Here is a 13,932-nt window from a genome sequence, read left to right on the forward strand (position 1 = left end):
GTAGGCTCGACACCTGACGCCAATATCTATGTTTCCATAGCTGGTTTCCCTGTGTCTGCCCCCAAACCGTACGTACATGTCTCCATGTATACGGCTTTCCATCGGTTTATTCAGTCTAATGCTCCTGCGTGCAATTTTTCGTGACATGATATACATACTGCTAAAGTTTTTCTTCTTCTACCAATCATTTGTTTTTCCCAATTTGTTTTTCCTTTTAGGTCTTTGAGCTTTCTTACATGGTGCATTTCTATTTCATCTTTCGCACCGCAGTATTCACAAGTTTTAGCCATTAATCTATCCGTTAAACTGTTCCTACCACCTGTTATAGTGACTGTCATTGGAATGTTATCAAATGATGGGTTTCCGGTTACCATTTTACGTTTGAAACCCTCGTTGTAAAGAATTCTGTATTTAATATTGCCTTTTCTATCTGTGTAGGGAATGGAAAACACTCCATTCTTTCTATGCTTGTTCATCAACTTATTTATTGAAGAGCGATGTTTACTCGCATAGGTACTGTACATGCTGTAACACATGATGTAATAGAAAGAGTTGATTATATGGCTGTTGTTTGCTATGGAGTAATAGTTATAGAAACCTCTTATTTCAGCATTGTATTGACTGATGATTTCTAAATCATCAAATGCAATCATGTAGCCTCTTGATATTCCCCTCCAAACCTCTTTTCCCTTTGGCTTGATGATTTTCATTGCCTTATAGTCAAGAAGTTTTTTGCGTATCACTTCCGTAGAAACATACAGTACAACCTTACTTGAAAAGCATCGTCTTGGGTAGCCCATTTTGTCCTTTTTGGTACCGTTGGATTTTCTGATAAAGATTTCGTATCCCAAAAATTTGGCAGGTTTTTCAGCATGGGTGATAAGTGTCTTGTCTTCGGATAATTCCAATTTAAGTTTATCTCTAAGAAAATCTTTGAGGTCTTCTTTTATTTTGGTACAATCCTCCTTTGAACCTATTACGCCAATTAGAAAATCATCTGCATATCTGACATACTTCAATTTTCTCATGTTTTCATCCATCTGCACCGATGCAGGATGTTTTTGACGTTCTTTAACGATGTCATTGATTTGTTCAAGTAAAATTTTCCGTTTTACTTCATCCTTTTCAACTTTGAGTTTCTGACTTAAACGGTATTTTTTGCAAACTAGATAGCGGGATTCCTTAGAGGGTTTTCTCCATGTACCTTTGTCAAATTCTTGGGTGTATTCTTTGATATACTTATCAAACTTGTCAAGATAAATGTTAGCCATTATAGGGCTGATAATACCTCCTTGCGGAGTACCGCTGTACGTTCTGTGATACGTCCAATCCTCAATATATCCTGCCTTGAGTAATTTTCTGATAAGTCGAATAAACCTTTCATCTTCGATACGCTCTTTCATAATATTTATCATTACTTCGTGGTCAATGTTGTCAAAGAAACCTTTTATGTCTCCTTCAATGAACCACTTTGCACCTGTAAACAATTTATGTGCGCTTTTCAAAGCTGTATGGCAACTTCGGCTTGGTCTGAAACCATGGGAAGAGTTTTCAAATTGCCCTTCGTAAATGGCTTCAAGTATCATACGGATTACTTCCTGTAGGAGTTTATCGATGAATGTGGGAATACCCAAAGGACGCTTGCTACCGTTCTTTTTTGGTATGTAAATTCTTTTAGACGGTACAGGTTGATAGGATTCGTCTTTCAACGATTCTATTAGCTGTTTAACGCGTGTCACACTCATACCGTCTATGGTTTTACCATCGGAGCCAGCGGTCATATTACCTGCCTTGCTGTATATTTTTTGGTATGCTACGTAATACATTTCTTCGTTAAACAATATCCTGTACAGTCTTTGGAACTTATATGTCAGCGTGTTGCTGTGTCTCACCAGACTGTTCAATGTCATTTCGGGATTTCTCATAATGTCTCTCACATTTTCCTTTAATTCAATTAAACTAAACCAACTGTTCCCCTTCGCCATGTACAAGGCTTTCCCTTGCTCGGACTACTACGGGAACTCCGTTGCCATGTCGGATATTCAGAAGCTGAACTTCATAGCCTTTCGGCATTCCGATTTAGGCAATCCCCATTTAGATGTATAGTGACTTGGCGCAATGGATTGTCGGCAACCGACTTTCGTCCTTTTCTACTTATTGTAGCTGTGTCCCTTACCTGTTCATGCTTTTACCGCTACATTTTTACGGAAAAGTGTTAGGGAAATGACGTTAGTAACTATCTTCCGTCAATGCTTAAGAAACTAACCACTTAGACTATCGTTTAATCAATCCAGATTTGTTCCTCTTATCCATTATTTCAACTTGCCATTACAGTCGCAATCTGATAGTTGATTGACTTATGGCTTTTCCGATATGCTACACTCCCCATTGAGTTTCCTCTTTGGATAAATCGGATGTTGATGAGCAGTATGAACACTTGCTCAGCAGTTTGCCAAAACTGCATTCACTAAACACCCTTATGGGCGCACGATGTACTTTTCAATCACATCATCTGAGTTCCCGATACGGATATAATTTGGAAGTTTTGCGGTAATGAATATGCGTTCACCCTGTCCGAGAGCCCCTGCAGTCTCGTACAGAATCCCACTGCCACCGCCTACAATAGAATCAAAAAATGTAAAGGCGTCTTTATTTTGCACAATGTGGTAGTCCTTTCCAACTACACCCAATACGGTATTGTTATCCGTGCGTATGTTGGCGAAATAGTCAGGTACTTCGATTTCAGTATCCTGTATAACGATACCGTCTGAAATTTCCAATATGCCTGAACCTTTTGTAAACAAGGGACTTTTTTGGACTTCATAATCAAGTCCTGCGTGTCTGATAGCTTCTGAGCTTGTTGGGTAGTCCTGCACGATCTGCCCTAAACCGTGCCAAGCTTTTTCTTTTACGCTGAAAAATGAATATCTGCCTGTTCTATTATTGAAATTAAGATTGTGTCCCATGATTTCTATTTTTTAAAGGGTTAAAACTGATTTGATTTTGTGCTGTCCTGCCTAGAATGGCAGGTCGTCGTTTTCGTCCTCTTTTGCAGGACTGCCGTTCTGCTGTTTGTTACTGGCCTGTACGGAATCTTTCTCTGAAGCTGTACCCCATATGGGGTTAATGAAGGAGGTATTAAAATTTAGCCCTGCTTTTATTGTTCCGTCTTTGCCTTCCCAAGCCCTCGCGCTGATCTGTCCGCCCAGCTCTACAAAAAGCCCCTGTTTTAGCCATGAAACTACTACGGGTGTACGCCAATAGGCGCAATCAATAAATGTTGGGTTGTCCACCCACTGGCCTTGTTTGTTTCTATAGCCGTTGTTCACGGCAATTGAGAAATTTACCACGTCCTTTCCTGTTGTTGTTTTGCTGACGGTTGCATCCTGTGTCAGCCTTCCTGAAATGTTCATAAGTTTTGCTTTTAAGTTGTTATACAATCTTGTTACGTTCGCTTTCCTTTCAGTCCTGCTGAGCCTCGGCCCAAATCATTTTTTTCAAAAGAAAAAACAGGAAAAAAAAGAAAGTCAATCCGTACATCGTGCAATTGCAGAAGGCAAAAGGAAACGGAATAAAGGATGGGAAAGGGGGCGGCATGTGTTTATGCCGTAGTCTTTTGCGGAATGTGGGGTGGCTGCGCTATGTACTTTTGAATGTCTTTTTCGACTGTTCTTTTGATAAAAAGTGATCCCCAAATTTTATTTTCCTAAAAATTTTGAATCCTAAAAAGCACTGTTATTTCATAGGGAATAGGAAGCTGAATGCTTCGGTAGGGAGGAGGGCCAGCTTCCTATTTGCTATGTTTGGGAAGGCGTAAAAGCTCTTTTCTGCATAGATTTGCGGTGGAGGAAATGTGCTTTGCCAAGGTTGGGAAAGATGTATGGTTTATTAGAAAATAGGAAATTTAAAAAATATGATTTTGCGAGAGTGATGGAAGCGGCATCCTTTTTCTGGAAAAAGATATAGCGGACAGCACGACCTGGCTGAACGCCGTGGACGTAAGTGGTGCCGTGCAGACCAGGCTCGCCCTGTTTATAAGTCTGAAAAGAACGATTGCCTTTTAAATATGCTTTGAAAGGACAAAAGGAATCTAAAATATACCCCTCTGCTATTTGTTTTTTAGTTCTTGCGCGACTGCATTGAAGCTGCAACCCGCATATTCCATTGATTGTAGTCAGCGAAAGTTGACAGATACAGGATTTGATTCCCTTGAACGCATTCTGTTTATCAGTAATAATTTTAAGAATTTAATTAGGTGCTCCAGATTATAAGTAGTAAGTTCTAGACCTGTATCGAATAGATTTTAAAACCTAAGACGTCATCAAAAAATTTTACCCGTAAAAAAAGGTGCTCATATTTAAATAAACACCTTTTTTGATTTTTATGAAGTGACAATGGTATCATAAGCTGCAATAGCATCAACTAAAGTTACTATGAAGTTGTTACATTACATATTTTTTGAATGATCAATACTTATGATCTCCATATCTAAAAATCATATTTTAAATTGAGTCGCTCGTCTTTCCATCCACATTGGGAGAGTTCTTCAATAAATGGACATCCACCCATACAAGTACTTTGATGAGAGCAGCCTTTACAGCCATTATTGAGTATATTGCCCCGATATTTTTTAAAGAATTCATTGTTTTGCCAGATATCCACTAGGGAGTGTGTCTTTAAATCACCAAACCAGTTGTTATTGGTCATAAAGGAGCACGGCATCATTCGTAAGTTTTCATCAATGAAAGCAGAAAATCGTCCAGCATCGCATCCCTCGTAGAAGCTGGTATTCACGTGGACATGTTTAACAACGCCAGAAATGCTGCAGCTATCAAATCCGATTTTGAATGCCTGCTTCTTTTCATTTACCAACGCATAAAATCTGCTTATTTTTTGCTGATCTTTTAATAAAAGCGAAAGATTGGGATTTCTACCAATCGGTTTGTAGTTTAAGAAAATAATGGAGTTTATACCATCCAGGAACTGCGGAGGATCTTCCAGCCATTGTATGGCAGTGTCTATACTTTGGCTATCTGTAACAAAATGGACATTTGCTTTTATTCCGTATTTAAAGAGCAGTTCAAGGTGACTTCTGAACTCTGAATATGGTTCATAAGCACTTATCGCTACAGAACCACAAAATTCTTTGGTTGCTTGGAGTATTTCATCCGTTAAACCACGACCGTTGGTTGTATAGCAGGGCACAATGCCATATTCCACAGTCATTTGAAGTATTTTTATAAATTCAGGATGTTGGTTCGGATTGCCACCGCCTAGGGCTACCTGGAGAACATCGGCATCCTTAGCTTCCTTCATGATGTGCTCGTAATTTTCCAAACTCATATGTGATCCTTTCACTGTTGATTTTCTATAACAAAAGCTACAGCCCTTGTCACACCAGTTTGTGATACTGATATCCAAGAGCTCCGGTCCATGCATTGCCCAAAGTGGTTCGGGATGTCCTTTATCTTCGGCACGGATAAAGTAGCCTGTTTTTTTGTTGAACATTATCCTGTAATTTTGTTCTGGATAATGTCTGTGCACAATACTGCTGTTTTTACCATCCATTTTCTCTAGCATCTATAAACAATTTAGGATTTTCGATTATAAACTCGTCCGTGCAGAAAAATGTCTCCACATCGTCATGGTCGCTACTGAGCTTACCGATATAAATCAATTTACCTTCTTTCTCGCTTTCCAATATTTTTGGAAGCAATTCCTCACCGTACCACAGCCGATTTTTAATAAAATCCTCAAAACTGAGACTAAATCCCTCCCTTCGGTGAAGGTCGCGGGCTGGTGTCATGCTGTCTTTAAAACATTCAAAAAGCTGTTTGTAAATATCAATAAACTGACTGCTGGTATCAATACCAACGGCCTTAATGAACGTATTAAGCTTAAATTCTCCATCACTGATTATAATAAAAGAGGTAGAAGAACTATTGGTCACAAAATCATATCTAACTTTCATAATTATTTGGTTAAAAGTATTTGAGTAATTCGGTCGAACATTGTTTCAGAATTCATAAATGTCGATATTTCCCAATTTCCGTAAGAATTTTGGTCCTTTCGATAAAGTCGACAATCTTTATTTTTCTCAATAGCTTCCATTAGTTCTTCAATAGATTCAATTTCAAGATTGTATTTTTTGTACAGATATTCTTCAAGGGTGGGATATTCAGCAGAATAAAATTTTATATATTCTGCAATAACATCTATTCTTTCAGAAATTATGCTCTGATACATTTCTGTGAACATTTTTTTTGCATACCCACCTTTGGCACCTGTTTTTTTTAGGAAATTCTTTTCGGTTAAGTCAGGATGCATCAGCACCATGATCTTATAAGATTCATAAAATAATACCATATTGATTACAAAAGGATTTAATTTCTTTAACTAGGTTTTTATTGTTAGCTTTCAGAGCTTTCGAAAGCTGCTCCTTTGCTTTGTCGGGAAATTTGTAACTGTATCGTTCATAAATGGATTTTATTTCCCAGTTGTTGGGATTTGTAAACATATAAATGAGTAATTCAAAGGGATGGTGGTGCACATCCTCAAACTTCTTTGATGTTAGCCTTTTCTTTAATCGATCTAAAATATCATTTTGTCTTATTAAGCCGCCGGACCAATCACTTAGAGAGAAAGCCCTGATAAAGGCTTTATCATAATTTGTGCTGGTTAATGACCTTAAATGCTCAAATAAATGTTGGATATTTAAGTTTTTATGGCGTTGTAAGTCAGTTCGTGACATTAATGCGTATAGAATCCGAGCGGAATTATAGGCATGGATTAATAAATTACTAAACAATCTTACCCTGTCTTTTTCTTCTATATATTCATCTTTCAGGTTAAATATTGATCGCTCAAATATGTATCCATACCAGTCCTGTTTTTCGATAAGTTTAATTAAATCACCGTCCCCCGATTTTCGCGATGCATGGAATAAAAATATCCCGCAGCCTTCGCGAATAGGAGATCCTTCAATAAACTGGTCTTGTAGAAATTTTTCAAATTCTGCGGGGGAACTTTTATAAGTTTTGGAGATCAGATATTTAGACAATAGAAAATCACGAAATTCATCGAATGTAAAGTTGACAGTTTCCGATGTGTCAAAAATATCATCATTATTTTGTAGGTCACGACGAACTAATATATTTTCATCAAGAAATCTAATGTACAGTTCCTTGTTTTTGCCGTGAATAATATCATCAAGGGGTATATTGGCGTATTCGTTATGTTTTATCATGTATTCAACGATTGCCATGATAAACTTCTTGATATCGATTTCTCCACTTATACCAAAATCGTCATTCGATTTAAGACGATCATTTATTTCCTTGGTTTTTACCTCAAAGTATTGTGTAAACAGTTCCTCTTTGTAAATATTTTCAACCTTATGAACGTCCTTACCTTGGTAGGCATCACAAAAAATCCGCAACAATAAAAAATTATCGACCAGCTGGCCATAGGCTTTATGGCTAAAGGACTTATACTTGATTTTAAAGTGCTCAAGATATCTGTCAAAAAGTTTTCGGTTTACTTTGTCTTCGTGGTGGTACCTATAATTGTTAAGCGAATCAATTTGTAAAATTTCCTCTTTGAAGCTCGAGTTTTCAAGTTTTGCAAAATTAGCTTTGTAGTATTCTGTTCTACAGGTCAGGATCATACGCACAAAGTCGTAATCAAGAATTTCTGATATAAATTCATTAAGGGACTTACTCAGTTCAGCTGGATTACCGTTTTCGTTCAGTCCGTCAATAATAATTACAAAACATTTACCGGTTTTTAGTGCGTAATCTTTTAGTTCAGCCATAAACTCCACAAAGGTTACTTCCTCACCATCAGGAAATACTCTTTTAAGAATTGAGCTTCTGATATCGTTTGCATCAATTTCTGTTCCCAGCAGAAAAACGCACGGGATATCTAATTTAAGCAGAAAATTTTGTGAGAAGTCACATACAAAATTTGTTTTCCCCTGACCTGGCATTTCTTTGATCAATGCAACCTTGGATTTTAGACTTTCCAGATCAGATAGATTATCTCTCAATTTGTAAGAAAACAAACTACATTCATTACCAAGATTTATTTGTTTTATCCTGTCATCAGTATCTCGGAGATTTTCTAACCAGTTTTGCGCATGTTCACTGATATTGGTAATGTTCACTTGCTTAGGCTCGAATTTAAATAACGAGGGATCAAAACTAAAAGGTGGAAGGGCCAGTTTTTTCAGTCTTTTCTCCAAAGCAGAAAAGTCCAGAACCTCTACTTCTTTAAGACACTTCTCGGCAAATAAAACAGGATGGGCCATATTTCGAAGTAGGTCCTTCTGCCGGCCCATCTCTATAAAGGTGTCGGGAATGTACTTACCTGAATTTATCTGCTTTTTAATCTGACGGTTCGTCTGAATTTTTAGTGCTTCATGAACTTTTTTTTTTGAGGTTGATAATTTATCAACTATTTTCTTAGGGGTCGTTGTGGTCAAAATATCATCAAAACCATATGGAGAGCTAAAAACATGTTCACAGAGATTGACTGCTGAAGAAATAGCTACTTTTTGGTTATGGGCCTTCTTTTTACTTTTGTTACCGTCAGCGTAATCGCAGATTGCTTTTACTAAAATCCAATGATGGACCTGGCCGTCGCAGGCTGCATAAATGCCGGCGCCTTCCATTTCCCCGCCGATTGCAGTTGGTTCAGCTTTTAAAAGTTCATCCCTAAATTCCTGGTCGTCAATAAGTTTTTCTCCGGATAATATCAAGCCGGAAATTATCTGCGGTGTACGTGCGCCGACCTTATACTCCCAATCGGTCACTGACTTAAACCTGTTAACGAGTACTGAACTTGCAGGGCCTTCTTTTCCACGGGGTATCACTTTTATGCCAACCCTTTGAGATTCGTAAGCAACGATCCTTTCTGCTACTAAAACATCGCCTATTTTTTGCTTCTTTTTATCAATACCAAATGCTATACCTACCATGAGTACAGCTTTGGGTTTCCATAAAGAAATTGCGTGCATTGTTGTTGTAATAGATCCATTTCTGCTTACAGCTCCCATGTCATCGCATGCGACATGAACTGCAGGATAGGCTCCGAAGGTCCCTAAAAAATAAGTCTGTTTATCTTTTGATACTTTTATAATTTTATCCTCTTCTGGTAAGGGCTTTAAATATTGATGAAGTTCTTTTTTCTCAGTTTCTGTTGCAGTAACTATGAGTAGATTAAATAATTCATCGTTTGCGGTAATAAATTCGGAACCGACCTCCTTGTACGAAATCTTCATTTGTTAATACTGGCTTAATTTAGTTGTTAATATAGCAATATTTTTTCATTGTTTGGGATGCTGGCATCGTATATTTTTTTATAAATTTTACAAATTTATCCTGCCTCAACTAAAGCGTACCGAAGCCGTCGATTATCGATATTTTCAATAAATTGGGCTAAAGGTGACCGCAGAAGCTATACGGAGATAACGGGGTAATCGAAAAAGAAGTAAATTGTATACAAAAATTCATCATGGATTTAGTATATAGTATCGGTATAAACATCAGCATCAGTAATGTTGAGGCAGGTTTATTACATAAATATCTAAAAATGCATCCAATTGATAGCCAATACATAGGTAGGGGACATTTCGCATTTTCTTTTAGTGAATTTGAGCAGAAGAAAGAATTTGAATTAATGCTGAATAGCGAATCTATTGATTCCTGCGTAAGAGTATTGGAAGATCAAGATCTGAATGACCCATTAGAGAACGTGCTTAAAAAGCAGTTACTTGAAAAAATTTATTACTGGTCTGACATCATTTATAATGAACAGCGTGCACTTGACAAATTAGAAAATGATTATTACCTCAATTCCCCGGAAGAATTTTACAATAAGGATTTTAGTATTGAAAATTTTATAAAGCTTTGTGAGGTGACTGAATCCAATCGAATTATAGCTAATAAAAAACCAGCACGGTCAATTCTCAAAAGGATCAGGTATTTTCTTAATATATAGATATTGGGGCGTGCTTTTAGCGGAAATGGATTTAAAACAATGAATATTTTATGCTGTATTTTTCGGTTAGGAGGTTTTTGAATGGTGCGGTATTTGCTTTTTCAAATCACAATTTTATTTTCAGATGTTTAGTTAACAAAAAAATTACTGGTATGGTAAAAAATAAGGATCTCCTTTCTGAAGGAGGAGCATAATTGTTAATACTAGCATGAAGTCGATTATACAATACAGAATTGGGACAGTCCCAATTTAATTTATTCAAATCCGTAGTTGTACTGTCGAATTGAAGAGGCAGATCACAATTATTGTCAAAAAGTAATATTGATAATCAGATCAATCCATTCTGCTCCCAGCGATGTTCTAGGTGAAATAAATGCTGCACTGTTTGTTGTGATCCAGCATTTTCACTGAAATTATTTAACACTTAATAATTAATATCATGGCGGACAATAAATCAAAAAAAGGAAGACAAGACCGTAACCAAGTTAGTGGTTCTGAAAATTATGAAATCAATTATTTTAAAACTAAAATGGGGGTAAGTTCCCAAGCTGTAGTCGGTGCAATTAAAGCAACAGGTTCCAACGACCGGAAGACGCTGGAAGAATACTTAAAAAAGCGTCACAACAAATAATTAGAACGACATGGCTCGTTTCGTTTACCGTTCTATTTCCAGTTACGGTCGAATCATTGTCCTTAATATTCATTAATTCAAAACCCATTAAAATGGCATTAGATAAATACCGTGAAAAACGATCGGCAGATAAAACTCCAGAACCATTCGGCGGCACTGGGTCAGGTAAGGAGCTGAGATTTGTAGTACAGAAACACGACGCGTCGCATCTTCATTACGATTTCCGCCTTGAGATGGATGGAGTGCTCAAAAGCTGGGCAGTTCCTAAGGGGCCTTCCCTTGATCCGGAAGTCAAGAGACTTGTGATGATGGTTGAGGATCATCCTTATGATTACAGGGATTTTGAGGGTGTCATTCCAAAAGGGCAGTACGGTGGAGGAACAGTAATTGTTTGGGATGAGGGTACTTATGAAGCAGCTGAACCGGGTAGTACAAGGGAAGTAAGTACCGAGCCAAAGCGCGTAGCAACCAATGTGTGTTACTATTCGTACCGCGCGCAGGGAAATGGCGGACAAAAAATCTACACTTTCAAATATCAGGATATGGTGGTTGTGGTTACCAGCGAAACTATAGTTCCCAGTCTCCGAGTCTCGAGCTGATTAAAAGTATATTCTTCCTTCTTTTAACAAATGATCTGTAGTTTTCTGCTTACCGAAGATATCTCAGACAAATTACGCTGATTAGCTAGCGATTAACCGTTCTCTTATTTAGATATTATTTGCTAAATTTGTGAAAATATTTCAAATTACTATGGAAGATATTAATCTTTGGCTAGACCAACCCAAAAAAGGGTAATACTTAGTTTTAGAATCAAATTCTATAGATTTCTTTCTGAGCACATCTTGGTTATATATCAGGATTGAATAACTTTTGCTCAATTTTTAAATTATATTTTCATTTCATAAAGAAAAGCAAAGATGAATACACTTGTATTAATAATTCAAGGGGTACTTGCCCTATTTTTTATAATGCCTGGTTATGGTAAAGTCAGTGGCAGTAAAGAAAGCCATGTTGCAGATGGACATCTTAGGGTAGAAAGTTCTATAATTCCCATTAGAATTTTGGGAGTTTTGGAATTACTTGGCTGTATCGGTATTATATTTCCATGGGTTCTAGGAATCGTTCCGATCTTAACACCCATAACTGCTGTCTGTTTTTGTATTATTATGCTTGCAGGTATGATTATTCATATTAAAAAAAAGGAATATAAAATGCTTCCTATGTTAGTAATTGTATTTTTGCTGTCTATGATAGTAGCTTATTATAGATTTTTAGCCATAGTTTAACTTTAATTCTTTAAAGAAGGTATCCAACGGGAATCTGACGACAAAATGTGCAGTGAACCAAAAGACAGAATCAAAGTTTGCTAATAGAGTAATATCGATTTAAAAGGCTGATCATTTGATCAGCCTTTTTTTGCATGAACGATTAATTTATAAAATACATCAAACAAGGGTGTAATTCGGTGAAATTGTGTAACAAGCTATTCAGTATTGATAGATGACGATTTGACTCTCTAGAACATTATTATTTTAAAATATACTTATCAAAAGTCGTTTATCGATCAATAAATAACTATCTTAATCCTAAAATAAACTCCTGAAAAGCCATATTTCATGATAAAAAAATATATTGAAGCCACTATTAACAGGATCAATGATCTAAAAGCTCCGCAAACTCTACAGTTACACAATGAACATTATCTGTTGAAAGATTATAATATGTCCATTGTGAAAATTGAAAGGGGGTTCTCGGCTAAAATTAATTTTAAGACTTTTGCAGGTTACAGTTCGAGTCAGATGGAACGTATTGCGCTTCCGCAGCCCATAAGGCTAAGCAATGGTGAGGCAACATATTACATTCCTGAAAATTCAATACTTCTTCATCAGCGATTTAAGGATTGGTTTGGTGACGATGATTCTACTCTTGATATAGTTGGAAGTATAGATCGATTGTCTACTGCGGAGTCAGATTCGAATTTTGATAAAAAATTTTTGCGGTTTGTAGTTCCAGTAAACAATTCTAGAGGAAAACTTCGAGAAATAAGAGGGTGGACTTATGAAACAGATGTCCCTGCAGATCATAAAAACCTTATCAAAGTTATTATCAATAAAATAGAATATCATTTTTTTGAATTTACAGTAGCTGGCGACACTTATCTTTTTATTGACTCAACATCTGAATCTACACTGTCTGAATTTACGAACATTTGCTATAATATTTTATTGGCTTTTGGTTTCCTTTATGGAAATCTCTATTTGGATGAGGGATATATTTTATCCTCGACTTCAGGCGAATTTATGGAGATTGCCGACATTAGGTTTTCAATATATCGCGAATCAATACTGAGTAGTTACAGAATGCATACTACAAATGCGTATTCCGTGCATGATATGACTGGTAAGGATGAACTGGAGAGAAAGGAAAAGAATGAAGAGGTTAACAAATGGATTAATGATATAGTAGAAATAGAAGAGCCTGTATTTAGTGCTCTTTGTGAACTTTTTTATAATCAGGAACCCATATCACGTGCTATAATAATAACTCTTCAAGCCAATTTGCTTCCTTTGGAAATAAAAGGTTCCGCATATAGTCTTGCTCTTGAAGCAATAACATCCGTTGTTATGAAAATTTATAAGGAGAAAAGGCCGAAGCCTGTAAATCCAACGCTTTTTAAAAACATTAAATCACGGATGCTAAATGTATTAAAAGAAATATTGCCGGAACAGGATGAATATGAGAATGCACATAAAATATTAAAAGCGAGAATAGAGAACCTTAATAGTCCTACCAATACGGACAAACTTCAAAAATCATTTGAGTTAGTAGGTTATGAGCTAAAACAATATGAAAAAGATGCTTTAAATGCTAGAAATAAATTTCAACATGGCGAACTTCCTGTTACTGATAATTCGGAAGACGCTATAACTCAACAAGTCTATTTTATGACCATAATTATGCATCGTTTGATCTACACGCTCATTTTAAAACATATTGGCTATAAGGGCTACATCATTAACTATCCGCAATTACATTGCCATTTGACAAATCGAGATTTAGGTGAGAAAGTTTTTTACAAATTATAATCTATTAGTCTTGGGCTCGTCCACATGTCTTGCCATTTCTCAATTATCGGTTGATCTAGAAGTTCTATTTTAATTAAACCTCATAGGTAAGTTCGGGGACATCGACATAAACAAATGCTTTCGTTGGTGTACCCGTTAACCGCAATGATAAATCTACCTCTATTTCGACACAGTTAGACAGCCTTATTCCGGCTTCCAAAATCTCAACACTTACAC

10 protein-coding genes and 2 pseudogenes are annotated in these 13,932 nt (G+C 36.6%); 5 read left to right on the forward strand and 7 right to left on the reverse strand.

Features of this window, described 5'->3' with window-relative positions; genetic code table 11:
- Positions 1 to 110 precede the first annotated feature (110 nt).
- The 7 genes and pseudogenes from BGP15_RS11885 to BGP15_RS11915 all read right to left on the reverse strand — a co-directional run bounded on the left by BGP15_RS11885 (position 111) and on the right by BGP15_RS11915 (position 9,280).
- On the reverse strand, positions 111 to 1,985 hold the full coding sequence (locus BGP15_RS11885) for a reverse transcriptase domain-containing protein (protein ID WP_256959355.1): 1,875 nt from the start codon (positions 1,983 to 1,985) through the stop codon (positions 111 to 113).
- Positions 1,986 to 2,489: 504 nt separating this feature from the next.
- Positions 2,490 to 2,966: pseudogene (locus BGP15_RS11890) on the reverse strand (DUF932 domain-containing protein); the annotation flags it as partial.
- 51 nt (positions 2,967 to 3,017) lie between these two features.
- Positions 3,018 to 3,413: a single-stranded DNA-binding protein gene (locus tag BGP15_RS11895; RefSeq protein ID WP_286769628.1), complete on the reverse strand. Its 396-nt coding sequence runs from the start codon at positions 3,411 to 3,413 to the stop codon at positions 3,018 to 3,020.
- Between the two features lie 1,075 nt (positions 3,414 to 4,488).
- Entirely contained in the window at positions 4,489 to 5,508 is a 1,020-nt protein-coding gene (locus BGP15_RS11900; protein ID WP_286769629.1) for a radical SAM/SPASM domain-containing protein, read from the reverse strand.
- Between the two features lie 49 nt (positions 5,509 to 5,557).
- Positions 5,558 to 5,971 (reverse strand): hypothetical protein, encoded by a 414-nt coding sequence (locus tag BGP15_RS11905; protein WP_286769630.1) that lies wholly within the window; start codon positions 5,969 to 5,971, stop codon positions 5,558 to 5,560.
- Positions 5,972 to 5,973: 2 nt separating this feature from the next.
- Complete coding sequence (locus BGP15_RS11910) at positions 5,974 to 6,327, reverse strand: hypothetical protein (protein ID WP_286769631.1); 354 nt, start codon at positions 6,325 to 6,327, stop codon at positions 5,974 to 5,976.
- Between the two features lie 22 nt (positions 6,328 to 6,349).
- Positions 6,350 to 9,280 carry a phosphorylase family protein gene (locus BGP15_RS11915; RefSeq protein WP_286769632.1) on the reverse strand — a complete coding sequence of 977 codons (2,931 nt, stop codon included), beginning with the start codon at positions 9,278 to 9,280 and terminating at the stop codon, positions 6,350 to 6,352.
- A gap of 233 nt (positions 9,281 to 9,513) precedes the next feature.
- Between BGP15_RS11915 and BGP15_RS11920 the strand changes: the two genes are divergently transcribed.
- The 5 genes and pseudogenes from BGP15_RS11920 (at position 9,514) to BGP15_RS11940 (ending at position 13,716) form a co-directional block, all read left to right on the forward strand.
- Positions 9,514 to 9,999 (forward strand): hypothetical protein, encoded by a 486-nt coding sequence (locus tag BGP15_RS11920; protein ID WP_286769633.1) that lies wholly within the window; start codon positions 9,514 to 9,516, stop codon positions 9,997 to 9,999.
- A 439-nt stretch (positions 10,000 to 10,438) separates the two neighbouring features.
- Positions 10,439 to 10,630: a DUF3606 domain-containing protein gene (locus tag BGP15_RS11925; RefSeq protein WP_286769634.1), complete on the forward strand. Its 192-nt coding sequence runs from the start codon at positions 10,439 to 10,441 to the stop codon at positions 10,628 to 10,630.
- A gap of 92 nt (positions 10,631 to 10,722) precedes the next feature.
- Positions 10,723 to 11,052 (forward strand): annotated as a pseudogene (locus BGP15_RS11930) (DNA polymerase ligase N-terminal domain-containing protein); the annotation flags it as partial.
- A gap of 495 nt (positions 11,053 to 11,547) precedes the next feature.
- Positions 11,548 to 11,916, forward strand: coding sequence for a DoxX family protein (locus tag BGP15_RS11935; RefSeq protein ID WP_286769635.1), 369 nt, complete (start codon positions 11,548 to 11,550; stop codon positions 11,914 to 11,916).
- A gap of 330 nt (positions 11,917 to 12,246) precedes the next feature.
- A complete protein-coding gene (locus BGP15_RS11940) occupies positions 12,247 to 13,716 on the forward strand; it encodes a hypothetical protein (RefSeq protein ID WP_286769636.1) in 1,470 nt (489 codons plus the stop codon).
- Positions 13,717 to 13,932 lie beyond the last annotated feature (216 nt).

Source organism: Sphingobacterium sp. 40-24 (genome assembly GCF_001899705.1).
In the GTDB taxonomy this organism is placed as follows: Bacteria; Bacteroidota; Bacteroidia; order Sphingobacteriales; family Sphingobacteriaceae; genus Sphingobacterium; species Sphingobacterium multivorum.